22 protein-coding genes are annotated in these 23,853 nt (G+C 74.1%); 16 read left to right on the top strand and 6 right to left on the bottom strand.

Going from position 1 to position 23,853, the window contains the following annotated elements; all coding sequences use genetic code 11:
* Nucleotides 1–263 precede the first annotated feature (263 nt).
* Nucleotides 264–593: a hypothetical protein gene (locus tag E1265_RS36765; RefSeq protein ID WP_165953617.1), complete on the bottom strand. Its 330-nt coding sequence runs from the start codon at nucleotides 591–593 to the stop codon at nucleotides 264–266.
* Between the two features lie 113 nt (nucleotides 594–706).
* Between E1265_RS36765 and E1265_RS02195 the strand changes: the two genes are divergently transcribed.
* The gene (locus tag E1265_RS02195) at nucleotides 707–1,279 is read left to right on the top strand and encodes a multicopper oxidase domain-containing protein (RefSeq protein ID WP_207930920.1); all 573 of its coding nucleotides are present in this window, start codon (nucleotides 707–709) and stop codon (nucleotides 1,277–1,279) included.
* Nucleotides 1,280–1,306: 27 nt separating this feature from the next.
* On the opposite strand, the gene E1265_RS02190 is transcribed toward E1265_RS02195, so the two are convergent.
* A complete protein-coding gene (locus E1265_RS02190; protein WP_132928478.1) occupies nucleotides 1,307–1,909 on the bottom strand; it encodes a TetR/AcrR family transcriptional regulator in 603 nt (200 codons plus the stop codon).
* Nucleotides 1,910–2,013: 104 nt separating this feature from the next.
* On the opposite strand from E1265_RS02190, the gene E1265_RS02185 reads away from it, so the two are divergent.
* From E1265_RS02185 to E1265_RS02170, 4 genes are all read left to right on the top strand, one after another.
* A complete protein-coding gene (locus E1265_RS02185) occupies nucleotides 2,014–3,216 on the top strand; it encodes an MFS transporter (protein ID WP_132928477.1) in 1,203 nt (400 codons plus the stop codon).
* Nucleotides 3,217–3,440: 224 nt separating this feature from the next.
* Nucleotides 3,441–4,022 carry a TetR/AcrR family transcriptional regulator gene (locus E1265_RS02180; protein WP_132928476.1) on the top strand — a complete coding sequence of 194 codons (582 nt, stop codon included), beginning with the start codon at nucleotides 3,441–3,443 and terminating at the stop codon, nucleotides 4,020–4,022.
* A 4-nt stretch (nucleotides 4,023–4,026) separates the two neighbouring features.
* Nucleotides 4,027–5,247 (top strand): GDSL-type esterase/lipase family protein, encoded by a 1,221-nt coding sequence (locus E1265_RS02175; protein ID WP_132928475.1) that lies wholly within the window; start codon nucleotides 4,027–4,029, stop codon nucleotides 5,245–5,247.
* 43 nt (nucleotides 5,248–5,290) lie between these two features.
* Nucleotides 5,291–7,144, top strand: coding sequence for a phosphatase PAP2 family protein (locus E1265_RS02170; RefSeq protein ID WP_132928474.1), 1,854 nt, complete (start codon nucleotides 5,291–5,293; stop codon nucleotides 7,142–7,144).
* Between the two features lie 15 nt (nucleotides 7,145–7,159).
* On the opposite strand, the gene E1265_RS02165 is transcribed toward E1265_RS02170, so the two are convergent.
* Entirely contained in the window at nucleotides 7,160–8,035 is an 876-nt protein-coding gene (locus E1265_RS02165; RefSeq protein WP_243740473.1) for a helix-turn-helix domain-containing protein, read from the bottom strand.
* Nucleotides 8,036–8,141: 106 nt separating this feature from the next.
* On the opposite strand from E1265_RS02165, the gene E1265_RS02160 reads away from it, so the two are divergent.
* The 4 genes from E1265_RS02160 (at nucleotide 8,142) to E1265_RS02145 (ending at nucleotide 12,926) form a co-directional block, all read left to right on the top strand.
* A complete protein-coding gene (locus E1265_RS02160; RefSeq protein WP_132928473.1) occupies nucleotides 8,142–9,968 on the top strand; it encodes an ABC transporter ATP-binding protein in 1,827 nt (608 codons plus the stop codon).
* On the top strand, nucleotides 9,965–11,680 hold the full coding sequence (locus E1265_RS02155) for an ABC transporter ATP-binding protein (protein ID WP_132928472.1): 1,716 nt from the start codon (nucleotides 9,965–9,967) through the stop codon (nucleotides 11,678–11,680). The genes E1265_RS02160 and E1265_RS02155 overlap by 4 nt, the downstream gene beginning before the upstream one ends.
* 97 nt (nucleotides 11,681–11,777) lie before the next feature.
* On the top strand, nucleotides 11,778–12,041 hold the full coding sequence (locus tag E1265_RS02150) for a hypothetical protein (RefSeq protein ID WP_132928471.1): 264 nt from the start codon (nucleotides 11,778–11,780) through the stop codon (nucleotides 12,039–12,041).
* Nucleotides 12,042–12,122: 81 nt separating this feature from the next.
* Nucleotides 12,123–12,926, top strand: a complete 804-nt coding sequence (locus E1265_RS02145) for an SDR family NAD(P)-dependent oxidoreductase (protein WP_132928470.1) — start codon at nucleotides 12,123–12,125, stop codon at nucleotides 12,924–12,926.
* Between the two features lie 86 nt (nucleotides 12,927–13,012).
* Here the strand turns inward: E1265_RS02145 and E1265_RS02140 are convergent, their stop codons facing one another.
* A complete protein-coding gene (locus tag E1265_RS02140) occupies nucleotides 13,013–13,603 on the bottom strand; it encodes a TetR/AcrR family transcriptional regulator (protein ID WP_132928469.1) in 591 nt (196 codons plus the stop codon).
* A 113-nt stretch (nucleotides 13,604–13,716) separates the two neighbouring features.
* Between E1265_RS02140 and E1265_RS02135 the strand changes: the two genes are divergently transcribed.
* The 6 genes from E1265_RS02135 (at nucleotide 13,717) to E1265_RS02110 (ending at nucleotide 20,519) form a co-directional block, all read left to right on the top strand.
* A complete protein-coding gene (locus tag E1265_RS02135; protein ID WP_279571386.1) occupies nucleotides 13,717–15,282 on the top strand; it encodes an MDR family MFS transporter in 1,566 nt (521 codons plus the stop codon).
* A 416-nt stretch (nucleotides 15,283–15,698) separates the two neighbouring features.
* Nucleotides 15,699–16,232 (top strand): SigE family RNA polymerase sigma factor, encoded by a 534-nt coding sequence (locus E1265_RS02130; protein ID WP_132928468.1) that lies wholly within the window; start codon nucleotides 15,699–15,701, stop codon nucleotides 16,230–16,232.
* Nucleotides 16,233–16,270: 38 nt separating this feature from the next.
* A complete protein-coding gene (locus E1265_RS02125; RefSeq protein ID WP_132928467.1) occupies nucleotides 16,271–17,062 on the top strand; it encodes a hypothetical protein in 792 nt (263 codons plus the stop codon).
* Between the two features lie 60 nt (nucleotides 17,063–17,122).
* Nucleotides 17,123–18,007, top strand: a complete 885-nt coding sequence (locus E1265_RS02120; protein ID WP_132928466.1) for a DUF3152 domain-containing protein — start codon at nucleotides 17,123–17,125, stop codon at nucleotides 18,005–18,007.
* A 53-nt stretch (nucleotides 18,008–18,060) separates the two neighbouring features.
* Nucleotides 18,061–19,404 (top strand): glutamine synthetase family protein, encoded by a 1,344-nt coding sequence (locus E1265_RS02115; RefSeq protein ID WP_132928465.1) that lies wholly within the window; start codon nucleotides 18,061–18,063, stop codon nucleotides 19,402–19,404.
* 11 nt (nucleotides 19,405–19,415) lie between these two features.
* The gene (locus E1265_RS02110; RefSeq protein WP_132928496.1) at nucleotides 19,416–20,519 is read left to right on the top strand and encodes an amidohydrolase family protein; all 1,104 of its coding nucleotides are present in this window, start codon (nucleotides 19,416–19,418) and stop codon (nucleotides 20,517–20,519) included.
* A 280-nt stretch (nucleotides 20,520–20,799) separates the two neighbouring features.
* On the opposite strand, the gene E1265_RS02105 is transcribed toward E1265_RS02110, so the two are convergent.
* A complete protein-coding gene (locus E1265_RS02105) occupies nucleotides 20,800–21,216 on the bottom strand; it encodes an ankyrin repeat domain-containing protein (RefSeq protein WP_132928464.1) in 417 nt (138 codons plus the stop codon).
* A gap of 79 nt (nucleotides 21,217–21,295) precedes the next feature.
* Between E1265_RS02105 and E1265_RS02100 the strand changes: the two genes are divergently transcribed.
* Nucleotides 21,296–22,501: a sensor histidine kinase gene (locus tag E1265_RS02100; RefSeq protein WP_243740472.1), complete on the top strand. Its 1,206-nt coding sequence runs from the start codon at nucleotides 21,296–21,298 to the stop codon at nucleotides 22,499–22,501.
* A gap of 351 nt (nucleotides 22,502–22,852) precedes the next feature.
* On the opposite strand, the gene E1265_RS02095 is transcribed toward E1265_RS02100, so the two are convergent.
* The gene (locus E1265_RS02095) at nucleotides 22,853–23,767 is read right to left on the bottom strand and encodes a LysR family transcriptional regulator (protein ID WP_132928463.1); all 915 of its coding nucleotides are present in this window, start codon (nucleotides 23,765–23,767) and stop codon (nucleotides 22,853–22,855) included.
* Between the last annotated feature and the right edge of the window lie 86 nt (nucleotides 23,768–23,853).

Here is a 23,853-nt window from a genome sequence, read left to right as displayed (position 1 = left end):
ACCGCTTGAGGTGATGTGGTCGGCCCGCTTCGAGGAGGCGGGGCAGGTGTGGGCGTTTCCGTCCTATCGCGGGCAGCGGAATTTCCCCGGTTGGTATTGGGCTGTGAGGAGGGCCACGCTCGTGGGCTACGAGTCATGGGTCGAGCGGGACCATCTGATGCGGCTGGACTCCGAGCCAGACGTCGTCGCGGTCGCGGCGCGAGCGCGACGCCCGCCGCGGCCTGATCATCTCCAGCAACGGGGCCGCGTTGTCCAGAAGTTGACTAGCGACACTCGGTGAGCAGGTCCCAGAGCAGCTCAATGGCTCGTTCGGCGGTCTCGGCTGGTTCGTTTGATCCCGCGATGCGCAGGGCCGCTGCCCGTGCCAGCTGGGCGCGCTCGGGTGCGACGGTTTCCATGGCTCGGACCAGGGATCCGGAGGTGTTGAGGCAGGGCAGGATGGCGGCGAACTGGCCGAGCGGCCCGGTCAGCGGCCCGCTGGTTCGTGGCCAGCGGCGCCACACCTCCGAGTTCAGCTTCGGCAGCCCTTCTATGCCCAGCCAGGTCGGGTCCTCAGACCCGACGTGGACTGTCCCGACGCGGGCGACCACCATCGCTCCCCAGCACATGGGGCAGGGCGCTCGACGACGGGCGCCGGCTCGACCTCGTCCAGATCGGCGCCGACCAGGGGCTGCTGGCGGCGCCGGTCACCCACCGGCACCTGCCGATGGCGCCGGCCGAGCGCTACGACGTGATCGTCGACTTCGCGCGAGTCCCAGTGGGCGGCCGCGTCAGGATCGTCAACCGGCTCGGCTCCGGGCGCACCCGCGACGTGCTGGCCTTCCGCGTCGCACGCCGCGCGGCCGACGACAGCCGCGTGCCGCGTGTCCTCTCCGCGGACCTGCCGACGTGGCGCCGGTCGGACGCCACGCGGGTGCGGGACTTCGCCTTCCGGGCCGGGCGGATGCGCGGCGGCCACGGCTGGCTCATCGCCGGGCTGCCGTTCGACCCCGCGCGCTCCGACGTCACCACCCGGCTCGGCGACGTCGAGGTGTGGCGGCTGGTCGCCGACGTCCACCATCCCGTCCACCTGCACCTGGTCGGCTTCCGGGTGCTCTCGCGCGGCGGCCGGCCGCCGCTGCCGCACGACGCGGGCCTCAAGGACACCGTGTCGCTGCGGCCGGGCGAGTCCGCGGAGATCATCACCCGCTTCGACGGCTACCGCGGCCGCTATCTCTTCCACTGCCACAACGCGGAACACGAGGACATGGGGATGATGGCCAACCTCGAGATCACCTGAGCCCGCGCGCCCGGTGCGCGCCGGTGGTCAGGCGGGTCCCGCGGCCGTGGGCAGGGCTCGGATCGCGGCGTCGACGGCGGTGGTCAGGCGCGCGTGGTCGTGGCCGGCGCGCTCCCGTACCCGCAGCCCGAGCACCGTGGTGAAGAGGAGCTCCACGGCGGCGTCGAGGTCGAGGTCGGCGGGGAGTTCGCCCTGGGCGCGGCCCTCGGTCAGCAGCGATCGCAGCGCCTCTCGGGTGACCTCGAAGGCGGCCTCGGTCCGCTGGTGGACGAGGGCGTCGGTGGTCCCGAGCTCGGTGGCCGTGTTGACGACGAGGCAGCCGCGGGCCGGCTCGTCGCCGGTCGGGCAGGTGACCAGCCACAGCAGCCAGTCCCGCAGGGCCTGGCGGGCCGGGCGGTCGGCGGCGCCGAGGCGCTGCTCGGCCTCGGCGGACTCGGTGGCCCGGTAGTGGTCGAGCGCGCGGAGGAACAGGGTGTGCTTGTCCTTGAACGTCCGGTACATGCTGCTGGGCGTGAGCTCGAGCTCCTCGCCCAGGTCGCGCACCGAGGTGGCGTGGTAGCCGCGGCGCCAGAACAGGTCGGTGGCCCTGGCGACGACGTCCTGCTCGTCGAACTGTCGGGGGCGTGCCATGGCGGCGAGTCTAGCCGACTTGTGGAGCGATCGTTCCCGTACTAGGGTCCCCTCCGCGTTGATTTGGGAGCGGTCGCTCCCGAAAGATTCGAGGAGGAGGATCCGTGACGACCACGGAACAGACCGCCGCCCGGGCGGACGACCCGCGGGCCCCACAGCGGAACCACTGGCCGGCGGTCGCCGCCGTGGCCCTGGGGACGTTCCTGCTGGTGACGGCCGAACAACTGCCGATCGGCCTGCTGACCTCGGTGGGCTCGGCGCTGGCGGTATCCGAGGGGACCGCGGGGCTGATGGTGACCGTGCCGAGCCTGGTCGCCGCGGTCGCGGCGCCGCTGGTCCCAGTGCTCGTCGGCGGGATGGACCGGCGGCTCCTGCTGCTCGGGCTCATGGGTCTGATGACCCTCGCCAACGTGGCCTCGGCCCTGGCGCCGAACTTCGCCGTCCTCGTGGCCTCCCGCGTGCTGGTCGGGGTGGCGATCGGCGGCTTCTGGGCCATCGCCAGCGGCCTGGCCGTCCGGCTCGTGGCCCCGGCGAACGTGCCACGGGCCACCGCGGTCGTCTTCGGCGGCGTGGGCGCCGCGAACGTGTTCGGCGTCCCGCTCGGCACCCTGGTCGGCGAGTTCACCGGTTGGCGCGTCGCCTTCGTGACGCTGAGCGCCCTGGCGCTCGTCGCGCTGCTCGCCCTGCTCGCCGTGCTGCCGTCGTTGACCGCCGCCCGGCCGGTCCGGCCGCGGCTGCTCGCCGAACAGTTCCGCGACCCGGGCGTCCGCGTCGGCATCCTCGCGACCTTCCTCATCGTGACCGGGCACTTCGCCGCCTACACCTTCGTGAGCCCGGCGCTCCAGGAACTGTCAGGGATCGACGAACGGCTCGTCGGCCCGCTGCTGTTCGGCTTCGGCGCGGCCGGCATGGTCGGCAACTTCGTCGCCGGCGCCGCGCTGGCGCGTTCCCCGCACCGGACCGTGTTGGTCATCGCCGTGGCCCTGGCGGCGGCGATGCCGCTCTACGTGCTGCTCGGCCGGGGACCGGTCGGCGGGGTCGCGCTGCTGATCGCCTGGGGCCTGGCCTTCGGCGGGGCGTCGGTCGGCCTGCAGACCTGGATGATCAAGGCGGCGCCGCACGCCGTGGAGGCGGCCTCCGCACTGTGGGTGGCGGTCTTCAACCTGTCGATCGGCCTCGGCGCGCTGACCGGCGGCCTCGTCGTCGACTCGCTCTCCCTCCAGGGCGCGCTGTGGCTCGGCGGCGCCTGCGCCCTGGCGGCCACGCTCGCGGTCTGGAGCGCACGCGGTAACGAGAACCTGCGCTGAGCCGACACGCGGCCGCCAGCCGAGCCGGGCGCGGCGAGGCCACCGTCGCCCTGTGCGTCACGGTCGGGCTGCCGCTGCTCGGCACGGCCGACCTGGTCAGTGGCCTGGGAACGGCGTCGCCGGCCGGGACCGTAGCGGGCGAGACTCCTTCGCCGCTTGCCTAAAGTCTTTAGGTAGATGCTTAATCTGTTAAGGCAGGCAGGCAGGCAGGCGGAAGGAGAGCCGTGGCACGCGTGGGGCTCAGCGCCGAGCGGTTGGCGCGGGCGGGGGCGGAGCTGGCCGACGAGGTCGGCTTCGAGCAGGTGACCGTCTCGGCGCTGGCCAGGCGGTTCGACGTCAAGGTCGCCAGCCTGTACTCGCACGTCAGGAGCTCCCACGACCTCAGGGTCAGGATCGCGCTGCTCGCGCTCGAGGAGCTCGCCGACCGGGCCGCCGAGGCGCTGGCCGGGCGGTCGGGCAAGGACGCGCTCGCGGCGTTCGCCAACGTCTACCGGGACTACGCCCGGGAGCATCCGGGCCGCTACGCGGCGGCCCGGTTCCGGCTCGGCCCGGCGGCGGCCGCCGCCAGCTCCGGGCCCCGGCACGCGCGGATGACGCGGGCGATCCTGCGCGGCTACGAGGTGCCCGAGCCGGAGCAGACGCACGCCGTCCGGATGCTCGGCAGCGTCTTCCACGGCTACGTCGACCTGGAGCTCGCCGGCGGATTCGACCACAGCGCGCCGGACCCGGCGGAGAGCTGGTCCCGGATTCTCGACGCCCTCGACGCCCTGCTGCGGAACTGGCCCCCCACCCCTCCCACGGACTGACGACATGAACGACGCCGCGCATCTCGCCACCCTCACAACCCTCACCACTCCCATCACCGCCGAACTGCTGCGCGGCGCCCTCGACCTGGAGCCGACCGGGCGCGGCTTGCTGCCGCACCGGCTGCCCGCCGCGGCCCGCGCCCAGTGCGCCGACGGCCAGCTCGCCATGGCCGAGTCCCAGCCGTCCGGCGTGCGGCTGGCGTTCCGCACCCGGGCCACCGTCGTCGAGCTGGACACGCTGCCCACCAGGCGGGTCTATGTCGGCGCCCCGCCGCGCCCGGACGGTGTCTACGAGCTGCTCGTCGACGGCCGCCCCGCCGGGCGGGCCACCGCCACCGGCGGGGACGTCCTGACCGTCGACCTGGCCACCGGGACCGCGACGAAGGAGCCGGGACCGGTCGCGACCCTCCGCTTCGCCGAGCTGCCCGGTCGCGCCAAGGCCAAGGACGTCGAGATCTGGCTGCCGCACAACGAGACCACCGAGCTGGTCGCGCTGCGCACCGATGCCCCCGTCGAGCCGGCGCCGGCGCGCGGGCGCCCGGTGTGGCTGCACCACGGCAGCTCCATCAGCCAGGGCTCGGACGCCGCGGGCCCGACCACCACCTGGCCGGCGATCGCCGCCGCGCTCGGCGGAGTGGAGCTGATCAACCTCGGCTTCGGCGGCGGCGCCCTGCTCGACCAGTTCACCGCCCGCGCGATCCGGGACACCCCGGCCGACCTGATCAGCGTCAAGATCGGCATCAACCTGGTCAACGCCGACCTGATGCGGCTGCGCGCCTTCGGACCGGCCGTCCACGGCTTCCTCGACACGATCCGCGAGGGCCACCCCGACACTCCGCTGCTCGTCGTCTCGCCCCTCCACTGCCCCCTCCACGAGGAGACCCCGGGGCCCGGCGCCTTCGACCTTGACGCCCTCGCCGCCGGCCGGCTGCGGTTCGTGGCCACCGGCGACCCCGCCGAGCGCGCCGCCGGGAAGCTGACGCTCGGCGTCATCAGGGACGAGCTGGCCGGGATCGTGGCGCGGCGCGCGGCCGGGGACCCGCACCTGCGTCACCTCGACGGGCGCGAGCTCTACGGCGAGGCCGACTTCGCCGAACTGCCGCTGCCCGATGGGCTGCACCCGGACGCCGCCACCCACCGCCGCATCGGCGAGCGCTTCAACGAGCTGGTGTTCGCCGACCGGCACGCGGCGTTCGTTCCCGAAGGTGCGGTAATCGAGCGGTAGCTTTCTGTCGTCGGTTTGTTCATCCCGCCGACATCGGCGGGTCATGGCACAGGGGCGGCGGGTGGCCGAAGGCGCGGACACGCGGGAGCGGCCCGGGACCTGGTGGGTCCCGGGCCTGTGGTGGGCGTCGGCTGGCGTGGCGACGGGCTGGCGGCTCGTGGCCCGCGCCGCCGACCAACCCCCAGAATCCGTGGGGGAGTTGGTCGCCAGCACGGTGCTGCTGCTCGCCTTCGGGCTGCTGGTGGCGCGCGCCCTGCCCGGCGGCGGGCGGTGGGTGGCGCCCGCGGTGCTGACGCTGCTCGCCGCCGCCCGCCCTGCCTGGGAGGCGTGGGAGCTCGCCGATCCCGGGCCGCTGCCGGTGGTGTTGACGCTGGCCGGCTGGCTGTGGGGCGGCCGGCGGGGCGGCGGACTCGTCGGCCTCGGCGCCGTGTTCCAGCCGGCGCTGCTGCTGTTCGGCGCGCTGCTGTGGCTCACCGGGCGGCGGGGCGCGGGTTACGCCGCCGGCGCCGCGTTCGTCGCCGGCGCCGCGTTCGCCGGGGTGGCCGGCTCGGACGCCCCCTGGTCGTCCGGGGTCGCGGCGGACGCCCTCGCCAACCAGTCCCTGCACGGCGCGCTCCTCCGCCTCGGCCAGCGCGGGCCGGCCGAGATCGCGCTCCTGCTGCTGTTCACCGCCGCCGTCTGCGCCCTCGCGCTGCGCCGCGCGGCCCGCCTCGCGCGCGACGAACAGCCGTTGCTCGCCGCCGCCGTGCTGGGCTGCGCCACCCTCGCCGTCACGCCGGTCGCCTGGGCCGCCGGCCACCTGTGGCTGGTGGCCGCGCTCGCCGGCCGGGTGGGGCGCCGCACCGCCGACCGCCCGGTCTGGCCGGTGCTGTTGGGGCTCACGCTGGTCTTCGACGGCGACGCGCTGGTGCCGAAGTTGGAGTCGTTGGCCCCGATCGGCGAGAACGTCCCGTTGCTCGCCGCCCTGGCGGCGGCCTGCGTCGTCCGCTTCCTGCCGCGCTCCTCGCCGCTGTGGGAGCGGCCGGTGCGGGCCGGCCAGGCGAGCCGGCCGAACCTGCTGCTCGAACTGCTGCTGATCCGCGTCGGCTACTTCATCTACTCCTGGGTGCGCGGCCAGGCCAGGGGCGACCGGGAGGCGGCCGAGGCGCACGGCCACCAACTCCTCGATCTCGAGCGCGCGTTGCGGATCGACGTCGAGTACGCGCTCAACCAGGCGGTGGCGGACGTCGGTTGGCTGGCCGACGCGATGGACTTCGCCTACGCCACCTTCCACTTCGCGGTGCCGCTCACCATCCTCGGCTGGCTGCTGGTCAACCACCCGGCCGCCTACCGGGCCGGTCGCCGGGCGCTGGCGTTCACCACGCTGCTCGGGCTCGTCGGCTTCTGGCTCTACCCGCTCGCTCCGCCCCGGCTGATGCCGGGCCTCGGCTACATCGACACGGCCAACGGCGTGCAGGACCTGAACGACCCGCGCTACGGCCATCTCACCGGCATCACCAACCCGTACGCGGCCATGCCGTCGCTGCACGTGGGCTGGTCCCTGTGGTGTGCGGTGATGCTGTGGCGGCACGCGCCGTACCGCTGGCTGCGGGTGGCCGGCTTCGCCTACCCGCTGCTGACCACGGTCGTCATCATGGGCACCGCCAACCACTACCTGCTGGACGTGGTCGGCGGCGTGCTGGTGGTGGCCGGCGGCCTCGCCCTCTCCGACCTGGCGAGCCGGCGTCTGCACGCCGGAGAGGAGCCGGCACCGGCCGCGTCGGCCGCCGCGCCGGACCGGCGTTGGCACGCCGGAGAAGAGCCGGCTCCGGTCACGTCGGCCGCCGCGCCGCCGGCGCACGGCGAGTCTCGGGCTCCCGCCTCCCATCTGGCACCCGATCCCGGCCTCGACGGTTGAACAGATGGGCGCCGGCTACCGGCGGGCCGGCATGGCGCGTGACGCCTCGCGGTCACGCGGCCCCGCCGGCCAGGCGAGGTCGTCCACCGCCAGGAGGGGCTCGCCGGCCAGGGCGACCGGTGTGTCCCCCGTGAACGCCCGCACATCCCGGTGGAGGTGGGACTGGTCGTAGTAGCCGGAGTCGGCCGCGGCACGGGCGGGGCTCTGGCCGCCGGCCAGCCGGTGGGCCGCGTGGTGGAAGCGGACCAGCTTCGCCGCGCGGTGCGGGGTGAGGCCGATGTGCGCCCGGAACCTGGACCACAGGCGCTTGCGGCTCCAACCGATCTCGGCCGCCAGCGCCTCCACCCGGATCCGGCCACCGTTCCGGACGATCAGGCCCCAGGCCCGGGTCACCTCGTGGGGCACGGACCGGCCCTCGCGTCCCGCCTCGTACCGACGGGCGACGAGGTCGTCCGTCAGCGCGAACCGGTCCTGCCACGAGCGGGCCTGCCGCAACCGCTCCCACAGCCGTGCGGTGTCCCGGCCCCACAGCTCGTCGAGGTCGACCAGGGCGCCCGCCACCTCCGCGGGGGAGGTGCCCAGCACGGTGTACGCGACGACGGGCGACAGCCGCACCCGCACGATCTCGACGCCCCGGCCGCTCACTCGCAGGTCGCCGAGCGCGGGACCGGCGACGAGGTTCCCCTGCCGGCTGCCGGTCCCGCCGTCGACGAGGAGCGCGCCGGGGCTCAGGTCGAAGGAGAGGTTCACCGCCGGATGCGGCACCGCCCGCATGACGACCGGCTCCGGGCCCTGGTCGTGGAAGCCCGCCATGCTGACGCCCCGCAGCCGGCTGGGGCGCGACGGCGGCACGAGGGCGAACATGGCGGGCTTCTCTCTGGCGGGCCGCATGACCCCATGCTACGAACCGCACTCGGCGGACCCGGGGGAGAGCCGGGTGGCCCCGCCCGGACATTCGTCCAAGACCGGGCCCGGCCGGATCCCGGACGGTGGGCACATGGTGAACGACCCACTGAGTCCTCCTGGCCCGCACGCCGCGCACGGAGAGACGACGGGACCGAGCGTCGCGGGGCTGTTGCGGCCCCACGGACGGGATTTCGCGGCCGTCGTCGTCCTGCGGGTGATCGGCGCCGTCGCCGGTCTTGCGCCGCTGTTGGCGGTCGTCGAACTGGGCCGCGCGCTGCTGTCGCCCGGCCCGGTCGATCGCGGGCACGTCTGGACCGTCGTGCTCGCCGGCGCGGCCGGTCTACTGGTCAGGCTGCTGTTCACGGCCGCGTCGTCCGGAGTCGGTCACCTGCTCGACGGCCGGGTGCAACTGGCGTTCCGCCGGCAGTTGGCCGCGCGGCTCGGGCGGGTGCCGATCGGCTGGTTCTCCCACCGCAGGACCGGCGAGCTGGCGAAGGTGGTGGGGGACGACGTCAGCGCCGTGCACCCGGTCATCGCCCACACCCCGGGCGAACTCGTCTCCGCTTTCGTGGTGCCGCTGGTATCGCTGGCCTACCTGGTCACCATCGACTGGCGGCTGACGCTGATCACGCTGATCCCGATGCTGCTCGCGGTGGCGCTGGTCCCGCTGCTGATGACCCCGGCCAGGCAGCGGGAGCAGACCGAGTTCGACGCCGCCATGGGCCGGATCTCGCACTCCGTGGTCGAGTTCGTGCAGGGCATCTCGGTGGTCAAGGCGTTCGGCGGCGCCGGGCGAGCCCACCGAGAGTTCCGCACGGCCGCGGACGCCTTCGTCGACACCTTCCACCGGTGGGTGCGTGGCGTCTCCGGCGTCGCCGCGGGGATGCAGACGGCGCTGTCGCCGCCGTTCGTGCTGCTGGTCGTGCTCATCGGCGGTGCGACGCTGATCACGACCGGCCGCCTGGCCCCGGCCGACCTGCTGCCCTTCCTGCTGCTCGGCCTCGGCCTGACCGCTCCGGTGGCGGCCCTCGGCCATGGCTTCGACGACCTGCGGACCGCCCGGGCCGCGGTCGGCCGGATCCGTGACGTGCTCGCGGTGCCGCCGCTGCCGGAGCCCGCACGACCGGTCGCGCCCCGGGGGCACCGGGTGGAGCTGTGTGACGTCTGGTTCGGCTACGAGGGCGGACGCGAGGTGCTGCGCGGGATCGATCTGGTGCTCGAGCCGGGGACGGTCACCGCGGTCGTCGGGCCGTCGGGCAGCGGGAAGTCAACGCTGGTCAAACTGTTGCCGAGGTTCTTCGACCCGACCCGGGGATCGATCCGCCTGGGCGGTGTCGACCTGCGCGAGCTCGGCAGCCGGGAGCTCTACCGGAACGTCTCCTTCGTCTTCCAGGACGTGCGCCTGCTGCGCGCCTCGGTCGCGGACAACATCGCGCTGGCCGCCCCACACGCCGACCGCGACGCCGTGGTGCGCGCCGCCAGGCGCGCCCAGATCCACGAGCGCGTGCTCGAACTGCCGCGCGGCTACGACACGGTGATCGGGGAGGAGGCCGGTCTTTCCGGCGGTGAGGCGCAGCGGATCGCGATCGCCCGCGCGCTGCTCGCCGACGCGCCCGTGCTGGTCCTCGACGAGGCGACCTCCTTCGCCGACCCGCGGACCGAACAGGCGGTGCGCCGGGCCCTGGCGACGCCGGCGGGCGATCGGACGGTGCTGGTGATCGCCCACCGCCTGGAGACGGTCGCGGACGCCGACACCGTCGTGATGCTGGCCGACGGGGCGATCGTCGAGCGCGGCAGACCCGCCGAACTGCTGGCGCGGAACGGGAGATTCGCCGCCTTCTGGCGATCCCACCGGTCCGCGGTGGCCGACGAGACCCAAGCCGACGACGACGCACCCCGAGGAGACGAGCCCCGATGATCCGCATGCTGCTGCGCGTGCTGGGACCTGAGTACGCCCGGCCGGTGCGTCGCACCGTGGCCCTGATGACGGCGACCTCGGTGGCCGAGGGACTGTCCTACGCGCTGCTGGTGCCCGTGCTGCGGGCACTGTTCGGGGACACCCCCGGGGATGCCTGGCCCTGGCTGCTCGCGTTCGGGGCCGCGGTCGCGGGCTACGCGACGCTGCGCTACGTCGGCGACCTGTCCGGTTTCCGCGTCGGGGGCACGCTGTTGCGCGGCATGTACCACCGGCTCGGCGACCATCTGGCCCGGCTGCCGATCGGCTGGTACGGCGCCGGCCGCCTCGGCGAGGTGTCCGTCCTGGCCAGCGGCGGCGTCCTGCAGGCGATGGGCGTGATCGCGCACCTGCTGGCGCCGTTCGTAGCGGCCTGTGTGACGCCCCTGACGACCGTCGTCGTGATGTGCGCCTTCGACTGGCGGATGGGGCTCGCCGCGTTGCTCGCCGCGCCGGTCGTGGCGCTGATCCAGGCCCTGGCGGGACGCTCGATGGCCGCCGAGGACGCGGAGCGCGCCGAACGCGACCACGAGGCAGCCGGGCGGGTCATGGAGTACGTCCAGGCCCAGCCGGTGCTGCGCGCCGGCGGTCGTACCGGCGAACGCTTCCGGCTGCTCGACGAGTCGCTGCGCGAGGTCCAGCGCGCGTCCCGCAGGTCCACGCTGGCGGCGCTGCCCGGCGTGCTTGGCCTGACGCTCACGGTCCAGGCGGTGTTCACCGGTCTCCTGGTGCTCGGTACCCACCTCGCGCTCGACGGTGACACCGGTGTGGCGGAGGTGCTGGCGATCCTGGTGCTCGCCGCGCGCTGCGCGGACCCGCTGCTGTCGCTGTCGGACATGGCCGGCAAGCTCCGCGCCGCGCGCTCCGTGCTGGCGAGACTCGACACGGTGTTGCGCACCGAGCCGCTGCCCGAGGCCCAGGAGCCGGTCCAACCGGTGGGCCATGACCTGGAGTTCGCGTCCGTCGTGTTCCGGCACGGGGGCCGCACGGTGCTCGACGGGCTGTCGTTGTCCGTGCCCGAGGGGCAGCGGCTCGCCGTCGTCGGCCCGTCGGGCGCGGGCAAGACCACCCTGCTGCAACTGCTCGCCCGGTTCCACGACGTGCATGCGGGCGCGGTGCGCGTGGGGGGTGTCGACGTGCGCGAGATCAGCACCGAGGCGCTGATGGAACGCGTCGCGATCGTCTTCCAGGACGTCTACCTCTTCGACGGCACGATCGAGGAGAACGTGCGGCTCGGCCGCCCCGACGCCGACGAGGCCGAGGTGCGGGCGGCGGCGAGGGCGGCCCGGCTTGACGAGGTGATCGAGCGCCTGCCCGGCGGCTGGGCGACGAACGTCGGCGAGGGCGGGGCGCTGCTGTCGGGTGGCGAGCGCCAGCGCGTCTCGATCGCGCGGGCCCTGCTGAAGAACGCGCCCATCGTGCTGCTCGACGAGGTGACCTCCGCGCTCGACCCGGTGAACGAGGCGGCCGTCCACGAGGGGGTCGAGCGCCTGATGGCGGGCCGGACGGTGGTGATGGTCGCGCACCGGATGCGCACCGTGCGCCGCGCCGACCGCGTCGTCTTCCTGGACGGCGGCCGAATCGTGGCGGCGGGCAGCCACGACGAGCTGCTGCGCCTGGGTGGCGACTACGCCGACTACTGGCACATCTCCCTGGCACCGGCGGCGCGGGAGTGAGCCGCGACGTCGGTGTTCAAGCCCTGACGCCCTGCTCGGGTGTGCTCGTGGTTCTCGCGGTCGGGGAGCGGCGGCGCGCCGGGGCGGGGGCGCGGCGATGAGCACCCGGGATGTGGCGCGGGACGTCGAGACCGCCGACTCGATGGCCCTGTGGTCGTTCGTCTGCGGCCTGGTCGGCCTGTTGGTGTTCAACATCGTGCTCGGCCCGCTGGCGCTGGAGCTCGGGGCGCTGGCGCTGACCGGCGGGACGGGGCGGCCAGGCCGCGCGCTGGCCGGCGCGGCGCTCGGCGCCGCCGACCTGGCCCTGCTGGCGGCGCTGGCCGCGAACGACTCGACGATCTCCTGGCACCTGGCCGCCTGAGTCGGCCGATCACCCGCAGGGTGCTCTGGGTGGTCACGATGATACGTTCCGTTACGGGTGTCGCCCGGAGGAGAGGCCGATATGCGGATCGCACTGGTCACGGGGGCCAGCGCCGGAATCGGGCGTGCGTTCGCTCGGCACCTCGCCGCCCAAGGGGGACACCGACTGGTCCTCGTCGCACGTTCGGCGGCGATCCTGGACGCCTTCGCCGGGGAACTCCGCGACCACCACGCGACGGAGGCCGAGGTGATCGCCGCCGACCTGACCGTGCCCGCCGACCGGCGGCGCGTCATCGACCGGCTCACCGATCAGGCGACGCCCGTCGACCTGCTCATCAACGCGGCCGGAATGGGGTACTCCGTGCCCACCACGTCGAACACCTTCGAGCGGGAGGAGTATCTCCTCGACATCAACGCCCGGTCGAAGCTGGAGCTCACGCTGCACGCCCTGCGCGCGATGGGCGGCCGGGGGAGCGGGGAGATCGTCAACGTGTCATCGGTCGCCGCGCTCGGTCCCGCCTGGCTCGACTCCACCTATGGCGCCAGCCAGGCGTACCTGCTGGCGGCGACCGAGTCCCTGGCCTACAGCGCGCGGGTCAGGCGCAGCGGAGTCCGCCTGATGGCGCTTCTGCCCGGGGACACCCGCACGGAGTTCAACGCGAGGGCGGGAATCCCCGACTCGACCACGCCCGACTGGCGCTGGCTGTCCGCCGAGCGGCTCGTCCGCGACGCGCTCCGTGACCTGCGCGCGGGCAGGATCACCAGCATTCCGAGCCGGCGCTACAAGGTTCTCGCATGGGCGCTGCGGCACGGGCCCCGCTCCGTCGCCGCCCGTGTCGCCCTCGACTTCGGGACGCTCCCGCCGGCTCCGCCGGTCACCCGGTGACGGTTCAGGCCGCGCGGGCGGGGAGGGAGCGAGCGTTCACCCTGCCGCCGGCGTGAAGGTCAAGACGGCGTCGGCGAGCGCGGCGGTCAGTTCGTCGCGAGGGCGTCGGCCGACTCGATCAGTTCGTTGGCGAGTTCGAGGGCGGTGGCGAGGCGTTCGTCGACCGTGGCGTCGACCACGTCGAGCGCGTCGAGGGCGAAGACGGCGGCGTGCAGGCTCATGAAGGCGGTGACGGCGCGGAGCCGGGCGGGGAGCGGGGCGCCCTCGGGGACGAGCAGGCCGAGCATGTCGCCCATCCGTACCTTGAGGGCGTCGCGGATCTGGAGGTCGCGCACGGTGGCCTGGTTCTCGTGCATGAAGCGGAAGAGCGGTTGTGCGGCGGCCAGGTTCGCGCCGTAGCGGCGCAGGACCTCGTGCTTGGTCTCCAGCGTGCGGGGCTGCTCGCGCGCCCAGCCGATCAGCTCGTCGACGGGCCTGGTCAGGTCCTCGAAGATGCTGCTGATGATGTCTTCCTTGGTCTTGAAGTGGTAGTACAGCGCGGCCTTGGTGACATCGAGGCGCTCGGCGATCTCGCGCAGTGAGGTCTTCTCGTAGCCCTGCTCGGCGAAGAGTTCCAGGGCGACCTCCTGGATGCGCTGCCGGGTGTCGGACCGGCGCGAAGGGCGCGTGCCGTTCATCGTTCTGCTCCCACTTTACTCATTACTTACTTGACGGCCGGCTAGTAGCCGCTCTAGCGTCTCCAGGGTACCCAACTTGCCGGGCGGCAAGTAAGTGAGAGAGGTGTCTCATCGTGTCCCAGGAACGGGTCGTAGACCAGGGGCAGGTCGAGGGGGCGGCGCAGCGCAACCTGACGCCGGTCGTCCTGGCCCTGGTGATCGCGATCATGCTCGCGATGCTGGACAACATGATCATCGGCACCGCCATGCCCACCATCGTGGGCGAACTCGGCGGCACCGAGCATCTGTCCTGGGTGGTCACGGCCTACACGCTGGCCACGGCCGCCGCCACGCCGATCTGGGGCAAGATCGGCGACATGTACGGCAGGAAGGGCTCCTTCCTGACCTCCATCGTGATCTTCCTCGTCGGCTCGGCGCTCTCCGGGCTCGCCCAGGACATGGGCCAGCTGATCGCCTTCCGGGCCGTCCAGGGCCTGGGCGCCGGCGGCCTGCTCGTCGGCGTGATGGCGATCATCGGCGACCTGGTGCCGCCCCGGGAGCGCGGCCGCTACCAGGGCATGATGGCCGGCGTGATGGCGCTGGCGATGATCGGCGGCCCCTCGCTCGGCGGCCTGATCACCGACCACCTCGGCTGGCGCTGGACCTTCTACATCAACCTGCCGCTCGGCGGCGCCGTCCTCGTCATGCTGGCGCTGGTGCTGCACCTGCCCAAGCGGCGCTCCCCGCACCGCATCGACTACCTGGGCGCCGCGCTGCTGGTGGTCGGCATCACCTCGATCGTGCTGGTCACCACCTGGGGTGGCACCGAGTACCACTGGGCCTCCGCCCAGATCGTCGGCCTCACCGTGCTCGGCGTGCTCGCGCTGGTCGCCTTCGTCTGGTCCCAGACCAGGGCCGCCGAGCCGGTGATGCCGCTGCACATCTTCCGCAGCCGCAACTTCACGCTGATGGCGCTGATCGGCTTCCTCGTCGGCTTTGTGATGTTCGGCGCCACGCTCTACCTGCCGCTGTTCCAGCAGGCCGTGCAGGGCGCCTCCGCCACCAACTCCGGGCTCCAGCTCCTCCCGATGCTGCTGTCGATGATGGCGGTCTCCATGGTCGCCGGCCGCGCCACCACCGCGACCGGCCGCTACCGGATGTTTCCCATCGTCGGCGGCGCGCTGATGGTGCTCGGCCTGCTGCTGCTCTCCACCATGGACACCGACACCGGCCGGCTGGCCTCGGGTCTCTACATGGCGGTGCTCGGCGCCGGCATGGGCTTCCTGATGCAGACCACCATGCTGGTCGCGCAGAACAGCGTGGAGCTCAAGGACATGGGCGTGGCCTCCTCCACCTCCACCCTCTTCCGCACCGTGGGCAGCTCGTTCGGCGTCGCCATCATGGGAGCGCTGTTCACCTCCCGGGTGAACGACGAGATGGCCGCCAGCGGGGCGGCGGCCGGCGGAGCCACCCAGGAGTCGGCGGCGCTCGACGCGTCGAGCCTGGCCGCGCTGCCCGACCAGGTGCGTGCGGCGTACGAGCACGCGGTGGCCTCCGGCACCAGTATCGCCTTCCTGGTCGGCGGGTTGATCGCGGTGGCGGCGTTCGCGCTGGCGCTGTTCGTCGAGGAGGTCCCGCTGCGCGGCGGCCCGGGCGACGGGCCGTCCGACGAGGACAGGCCGGTCGTCGAGCGCGTCTGACGTCACGGCCTGCCGGATCGGCCTGCCGGATCGGCCTGCCGGCCTACCGGTTCGAAGGGTGGCCGGCTGGGTCGGCGTGGCCTGTTGGTCTGATGGGTGGCCGGCCCGATCGGACTGCCGGCCTACCGGTTCGAGGGGGCGCCGGACGGTGCGGGCCGCACCGCGCGGTCCGCGCTGCCGGTGGCCGGAGGCGGCGGTTCGGCCGTCGGTCGGTGGCGGGCCGCCCCCGATGTCCGGCCGCCGCTCGCCCGCTCGACGGCGGTTGCCGTACGTCGCGCCCGCGTGCTCCCCAAACCTCCGGGAGCGCGCGGGCGTCCGTGCGTTATGCGATCGTTACTCAGCCTTCTGCCGCCCTCGGCGACTCAGTAGTGAGTGACAGGCGCGAGAAGGGCGCAGCGCTTCGAGACGGAGAGTGGATGGGCTACTACCAGGAGTTCGAGGAGTACGCGCGCGCCCGCCAGAGCCGGCTCTACCGCACGGCGGTGCTGCTGTGCGGCGACACCCACGGGGCGCAGGACCTCGTCCAGAACACCCTGGTACGGCTGCTGCGTTACTGGCCGCGGGCGATGCGCGCGGACAACATCGACGCCTACGCGCGCGCGGTGCTCACCCGCACGTTCCTGGCCGAGCAGCGGAGGGGACTGCTCAGCCGGCGCGCGCACGCGGTCCAGGACAACCCCACCGCGCCCGGCGACCCGGCGCTGCGCGTGACGCTGCTCGCCGCGCTCGGCGAACTGCCGCCGAGGGCGCGGGCGATGCTCATCCTGCGCTACTGGGAGGACCTGAGCGTGGCGACCGTGGCCGGCCTTATGCGGTGCGGCCAGTCCACCGTCAGAAGCACCTGCTCCCGCTCCCTCGCGCTGCTGCGCGACCGCCTCGACGACGCCGAGCTGCGCGCCGAGCCCTATGCCGACTTCTACGCGAGCCTCGGCGCCGAGCCGCACCACTGAGACGAACAGCGCAACATCACGAACAGGACAGACAACGAATGGGGACGACCGTGCACGACTTCCACGCCGAGGAGCCAGAGCTCAGGCGGGCGATGGAACAGGCGGTCGGTGGCCTGGCGCCCCCCGTCGACCTGGTGCCCGCGGCGCTCGCGCTGGGCCGGCGGCGCCGGGCGGCGAGGGTCCGGCTGGCCACGGCCGGCGGCGGCGTCGCCGCGGCGACGCTCGCCACGGTCCTGGTCATCGGCTTCGTGCCGCGGGACGACGACGCGAGGGCCCAGCCGCCCACGTCCACCGTGGCCGAGCCGGGGCCGGTGGGCCCGACCCTGGCCACCCCGGTCCCGACCGAGGACGCCGAGGACTACCACGAGCGCGCCGTCGACTACCGCGCCCGCGTCGTCGCGATGCTGAGCGAGCAGTTGCCCGAGGAACTCGGCGCCGTCTCGACGACCGACTACGACATCGCCGGCTACCGGGCCTCGGCCGAGAACGGCGTCGACTCGCTGGTCACCTTCTCGGCCACCCGCGCGGACATCGACCCCGACGCCGGCCGCTGCGACGAGAACGCGGCCCCCGGCCGCTGCACCGAGGTGCGACTCTCCGACGGAACCCCCCTCGCCGTGAACGAGAACTCGGCGGGTGGGACGGTCTTCGATCTCTGGGCGCGCTTCGCCTTCGGTGGCGTCGTGGCCACGATCGGGGTGGCCGCCGACGCGGGCACGGGCAGCGCGGTGCCGGTGGACTCCGCCGACCTGGCGGCCCTGGCCGAGAGCCAGGAGGCGCGCGAACTCCTACTGGAGGGTGCCGAGTTGGCCCAGGCGATGGCGTCATGATCTGATCTCCGACGCACGGGGGTCACGACAGCATCACAAGCACCACGGAGAGGAACCACCATGGGCACCCGAGCCCGTCGTGCCCATTCGTCGAGACGGCGCACGCGACGCCGCAGACGCACCGGCCGCGCGGCCCGCGTCGTCAGGGGCGCCGCGCTGCTCGTCGTGCTCGCCGTCGCGGTGGTGACGCTGCGGATCGTGATGCGGGACGACGTGCTGGCCGAGACGCGCCCGGAAGCCGAACCGCCGCCGGTCGCCGAGATCCCCGCCGCCGGCGACCCCACACCGCCTGAGCCCGAGCCCGAGCAGGAGCAGGAGCAGGAGCAGGACTCGGAGCCGGCACCCGACTCCGAGCCCACCGACGAGGAGCGGATACCCGTTCCCGAGACCGGCCCCGGCACCTTCCGCGTCGCGCGGGGTGGCGGCGAGCCGGTCGGGGGCGACACCGTCCTCACCTACCGTCTCGAGGTCGAGGACGGCATCGAGATCGCCCCCGACGAGGCCGCCACCGAGGTCCAGGACATCCTCGCCGACCCGCGCGGCTGGACCGCCGAGGGCGACACCGGCTTCCACCTGGTCGGCGAGGGGCCGGCGGACTTCGTCGTCCAGATCGCCACCCCGGGGACCGTCGACGACATCTGCGGCCAGTACGGCCTCGACACCGGCGGCGAGGTCAACTGCAGCGTCGCCCAGACCGTCGTCGTCAACCTCCGCCGCTGGGTGGAGGGTTCGCCGCAGTTCCCGGGCCCCGTCGAGGAGTACCGGGCGCTGATCATCAACCACGAGGTCGGCCACTACCTCGGCCACGGCCACGAGGGTTGCCCGGAGCCCGGCGCGCCGGCCCCCGCGATGATGCAGCAGATCAGGGGCCTGGACGGCTGCGTCGCCAACGCCTGGCCCCACGACGAGAACGGCACCTACCTCTCGGGACCCTCCGTGCCGTGACACGCCGTGGCGGGCCGGTTGCGCCAAGCCCCCCGCGACGGCAAGGTGCGCGCATGGAGCCGGAACAGCAGCTCATGCAGCGCCTCAACGCCGCCAAGGTCAGCGCCGTCGCCCTCACCTGGGTCGACAACGCCGGGCTCACCCGCGTCAAGGCGGTCCCCGTGTCCCGGCTCGCGGAAGCCGTGCGGCGCGGCGTCGGGATGTCGCCCGTCTTCGACGTCTTCCTCGTCGACGACTCCATCACCAGCAGCCCCAGGATCGGCGGCCCCGACGGCGACCTGCGGCTCGTCCCCGACCTCGACCGGCTCACCGTGCTCGCCGCCCAACCCGGCTGGGCCTGGGCGCCCGCCGACCGCTACGAGCAGACCCGCGCCCCCTACGCGGCCTGCCAGCGCCGGTTCGTCCGCCGGCAGGCCGAGCGGGCGCTCGCCGAGCACGGTCTCGAACTGCGGATGGGCTTCGAGACCGAATGGGTCGTCACACGTCCGGGTGATCTCGGGGACGCGCGGGTGCCGGCGGGCGGCGCCGGGCCCGCCTACGGCATGAGCCGGCTCGTCGAGAGCTCCGACTACCTCCGGGACCTCGCCGAGGCGTTCGCCGCCCAGGGGCTGCCGCTGCTCCAGCTCCACCCCGAGTACTCGCCGGGACAGTTCGAGATCTCCGCCAGACCCGCCGCCCCCGTCACCGCCGCCGACGACGCCGTGCTGGTCCGGGAGACCGTGCGCGCCGTCTCCCAGCGGCACGGCCTCGCCGCCTCCTTCGCCCCCGTCGTCGACACCGCGGGCCTCGGCAACGGCCGCCACCTGCACCTCAGCCTGTGGCGCGGCGGCAAGAACGCCTGCCGCGACGGCGACGGCCCGTTCGGCATGAGCGCGGTCTGCGAGGCGTTCCTCGCCGGCGTGCTGCGCGAACTGCCCGCGCTGCTCGCCATCGGCGCCCCGAGCCCCGCCAGCTACCTGCGGCTGCGGCCCTCCGTCTGGGCCGGCGCCTTCCAGTGCTGGGGCCTGGAGAACCGCGAGGCCGCCGTCCGCTTCGTCACCGGCGCGCCCGACGACCAGGACGCCGCCAATGCCGAGATCAAGTGCTTCGACGGCGCCGCCAACCCGTACCTGGTGACCGGCGCCGTCATCGCCGCCGGTCTCGCCGGGGTCGCCGACGGGCTCACCCTGCCGCAGCCCGTCGCCGGCGACCCGGCCGAACGCCGCGTCGCCCCGCCGCCCCGGCTGCCCGAGTCGCTGCCGGCCGCCCTCGACCACCTGGAGTCCGCCACCGTGCTGCGCACCGCGCTCGGCGAGGAGTTGTACGGCGCGATCCTCGCCGTCCGGCAGGGCGAGGTCGCCCTGTTCGCCACCGCCACCCCCGAGGAGATCGCCGCCGCCACCAGGGAGCGGTACTAGTGATGAGCAGCATGGACCTCGTCGACCAGCACTGCCACGGCGTGTTGCGCCAAGGCCCCGTCGACACCGCCCACTTCGGCGCGTTGCTGACCGAGTCCGACGCGCCGCCCGCGCCCGGTACCAGCCACTTCGACAGCCAACTCGGCTTCGCCGTCCGCCGCTGGTGCGCCCCCGTCCTCGACCTGCCGGCCAACTGCCCACCCGACGACTACCTTTCGCGGCGCCGCGAGCTCGGCACCCCGGAGGTCACCCGCCGGCTGCTGCGCGCCGCCGGCCTCACTGCTCTCCTTGTCGACACCGGGCTTCCAGGCGACCTGCTCACCCCGGCCGAGCTCGCCGAGGCCGCCGGCGCGCCCGCGCGCGAGGTCGTCCGGCTCGAGACGCTCGCCGAGACGGTGGCCGACCTGGGCCCGGACGCCGCCGCGTTCCCCGGCCGGCTCGCCGAGGCCGTCGCCGAGGCGGCCCGCACCGCCGTCGCGTTCAAGTCCATCGCCGCCTACCGGCACGGCCTCGCCCTCGACCCGGCCCCGCCGTCCGCCGCCGAACTCCGGTCCGCCGCCGGCCGCTGGCTCGCCGACCGCGGGACCGGCGACCGGCTCACGGACCCGGTGCTGCTGCGCCACCTGCTGTGGTCGGCGGCCGAGAGCGGGCTGCCGCTCCAGATCCACACCGGCTTCGGTGACCCCGACCTGCGGCTGCCCGACGCCGACCCTCTGCTGCTCACCGACTTCATCCGGGCCGTCCGCCCCACCGGCTGCCGCCTGGTGCTGCTGCACTGCTACCCCTACCACCGGGGCGCCGGATACCTGGCCGCCGTCCACCCGCACGTCTACGCGGACCTCGGCCTCACCCTCGGCCACACCGGCGCCCGGGCGCGGGCCGTGCTCGCCGAGGCGCTCGAACTGACGCCGTTCGGCAAGCTGCTGTTCTCCACCGACGCCTACGGGCTGCCCGAGCTCTACCTGGTGGGCTCCCGCGCCTTCACCGCCGGGCTCGGCGAACTCCTCGACGGCTGGGTCAAGGACGGCTCCTGGGCGCCGGCCGACGCGGCGCGCGTCGCCGCGCTGATCGCCGGCGGGAACGCGCGCCGCCTCTACGGCCTGCGGGGCGCCTGAGCGGCGCGGCCGACGGCGCTGCGCGCCGTCTCGCGGCGGTTGTCAACCTTCGGCCGACAGCACGCTCGCCCGATGCGGCCGCCTGCGGCCGGCTGCGCCACACCGCTGGGCCCGCCTGCGTGGTGGCAGGCGTGGACGGGACCGCTGGCGGTTCGCGCCGCCCGGTTCCGCGCCACCGCGCGGCGTGGTGGCCGTACGGTGGTCGGGTTGCCGCTTCGCGGCGTCTCCGCTTCGCCGCGTGGCGGTGGGCGTTTCGCGGTGTGGTCGGGCCGGCCGCAGGCTATTCCGTTCCGAAGAGGGCCAGAAGCTCCGTGCGGCCGAACATGCGGGCCGTGTCGATGGCGGAGGGTTGGCCGGCCGCTGGGTCGGCGCCGGCGTCCAGGAGGGTGCGGACGACGTCGATGGCGCCCTTGAAGACGGCGCCCGCGATGGGCGTCTGGCCGCGGTCGTTCACCCGCGTGGCGTCGGCGCCGCGTTCGAGCAGCGCCCGCACCGTGTCCGCGTGCCCGTGGTACGCGGCCAGCATCAGCAGCGTGTCGCCCCTGTCGTTGCTGAGATTCGCCGGCACGCCCGCGTCGACGTAGGCGGCGACGGTGTCGGTGTCGCCCTGCCGGGCCAGGTCGAAGACCTTGGCGGCGAGCTGGAGCACCTCGGGGTCGTGCGCGGGCTCGTTGCTCTCCGGTGCGGGGCCGGTCATGGGGACGCCTCCTCGGTTTGAAACCGCAGGCGGGAGCGGAACCGCGCTGCTTGGCCCAAGCCTACGTACTCTGGCCGGCATGGCCCTCACATTCCCCCGCAGGTCCTTTGGCGCGGCCGAGACGTGGTTCCGGGTGGACACCCTCATGGTCCTGCTCGGCCTGGTGGCGCTGGCGGAGACCGGCGCGATGTTCCTCCGGGACCTGGACCTGGCCCCGCTCGCGCTGCTCGGCGACATCGCGCTGCGCGCCGCCTGCTGGGTCGCCTTCGGGGTGCGGCACCGGTGGCCGGTGGCCGTAGCCGCCGGCACGCTGCTGGCCTGCTTCGTCTACTACCCGCTGTCCGTCGCCGACGGCGCCACGCCGATGATCGCCCTGGTCGTCGCCCTCTACACCGTGGCCAGGGCCGGCCAGCTGGCCGCCGCCGTCACGCTGGCCGGGATCGCCGTGCTGTGCGTCGCCTACGGCGAGACGCTGGCGGACGGCGGGGTGCGGCACGTGGACGACGTGGCGCTGGTGATGCTCAGCGGCTGGGTGGTGAGCCTGATCGCGCTGGGGCACTCCATGCGGGTGCGCGCCGCCTACCAGCACGAGGTGGAGCAGCGGATGCTGGCCGCCGAGCGGGAGCGTGACGGCCGGGCGCGCCAGTCGGCGACCGAGGAGCGGCTGCGGATCGCCCGCGAGCTGCACGACGTGTTGGGCCACAACATCTCGTTGATCAACGTGCAGTCGGCGGCTGCCCTGCACCGTAGCGCCAAACGCCCAGGTGAGACGGCCGAGTTGGTGACGGCGCTGGAGTTCGTGCGGGACGCCAGCAAGGAGGCGCTGCGCGAACTGCGCGCCACCCTCGGGGTGTTGCGGCAGGTCGACGAGGCCGCGCCGACCGAGCCGGCGCCCGCGGGTCTTGAGCGGATCGCGGAGCTCGCCGAGCGCGCCTCGGTGGGTGGGCTGCGGGTGCGGGTCACCACGGAGGGCGAGCCGCCGGTGGTGCCGGCGCAGATATCGCTGGCCGCCTACCGGATCGTCCAGGAGTCGCTGACCAACGTCACCCGGCACGCGGGCGCCACCACGGCCGAGGTGCACCTCGACTACGCGCCGGGCGAGTTGCGGCTGCGCGTGGACGACGACGGCGCCGGTGCGCCCGATGCCGGCGCGCTGGGCAGCGGCATCTCCGGCATGGCCGCCCGGGCCCGTGCGCTCGGCGGCGAGCTCACCGCCGCCAACCGCGAAGCGGCCGCCGGCTTCCGGGTCAGCGCCCGGCTGCCGCTACCGCTACCGCGGGCGTGACGGCGAGCCGGTGTTCGGCCGGTCGGCCGGCCCGGCCGTTCTTGCCCTGGCCGTTCCTGTCCGGCCGTCGCTCCGGGACTGGGTGTCCGCCGTGGTCCCGTGGTCCAGTACCGCCGGTGCGCCCTGCGCCCCGGCGACGTCGTCGAGATCGAGATCCCGGGGCGCCGGCCGCCGCACCAGGCCGGTCGAGGCGGAGGCCCCCGGTCTGGGCCCTGTCCTGCCGATCTTCTTCGGGCCCGCGACTCCCTCAGGCCTGGCGGCCTGGGTGGGGGTGCCCCCACCCGGACGAAGCCTGGGGGAGCACCGCGTCTGACGCCGCGGGCAGATCCGACAAGCTCGACAGGACAGGACCTAGTTGTATTGCTCTGCCAGGCGTCGGCGCACCTTGCCCCTCGCGGTGTCGGCCGCAGCCGAGAGCGCGGTCAACACCGCCCGCACCAGGGGGTGTTCGGCCGCGCCGGAGCGCACGGTGACCAGCACGTCCCGGTAGTGGTCGGCCGCCAGGTGGCGCAGCGCGACCGGCGGCCGGCGGTCGTACCACAGCAGGTCGGGCAGGAACGCCGCCGCGTGGCCGGCCGCCACCAGCTCCGCGTGCACCAGCATGTCGGCGCTCTCGAACACGACGTCCGGCTCGAACCCGGCCTCCCGGCACACGGCCGTCGTCCACTCCCGCGCGGGCGTGCCCACCGGCTCCATCACCCACGGCCGCCCGGCGAGCGCCGCGAGATCCGCCGGCCCCCGCGTGGCAAGACGCATCGGGTCGCGCCACAGCGGCCGGTGCTCGACCTCGGCGGCGCGGGCCTGCGGCCGGCCGGGGAAGACCTCGTCGACGACCAGGTCGCAGTCCCGGGCGAGCAGCGCGGGCAGCGCGGTGTCCGGCTCGGCCTGCGTGAACGTCAGCCGCACCCCCGGGTGGGTCTCGCGCAGCCAGCTCAGCGCGGACGGCAACAGCGCGAGCGCGGCCGTCTGGAACCCGGCCACCCGCAGCGTCCCCGTCACCTCGGCCAGCGACGCGGCGATGTCGGCCGCCGCCCGGTCGAGCCGCCGCAGCACCGCCTCGGTGTGGGCGACCAGGATCTCGGCCTGCGGCGTCAGCCGCACCCGGCGGCCGTGCGGCTCGAGCAGGGGCGCGCCGACCTCACGCTCCAGCTGCGACAGCTGCTGGGAGACGGCGGACGGGCTGTAGGAGAGGGCCGCGGCTACGGCCGCCAGCGTGCCGCGGTGCCGCAGCTCCCGCAGGATCTCGAGCCGGCGCAGGTTGTACACGGACGCGCCACCCCCATTCATCACCATCTCTGACGGGTGAACACCGGAAAGATTCACTTTACTGTCGAGACGTGGCCCGGCAGCGT

The organism is Streptomyces sp. 8K308 (assembly GCF_004348315.1).
Classification (GTDB): Bacteria; Actinomycetota; Actinomycetes; order Streptomycetales; family Streptomycetaceae; genus Streptomyces.
This window is presented reverse-complemented; position numbering and strand designations above follow the sequence as displayed.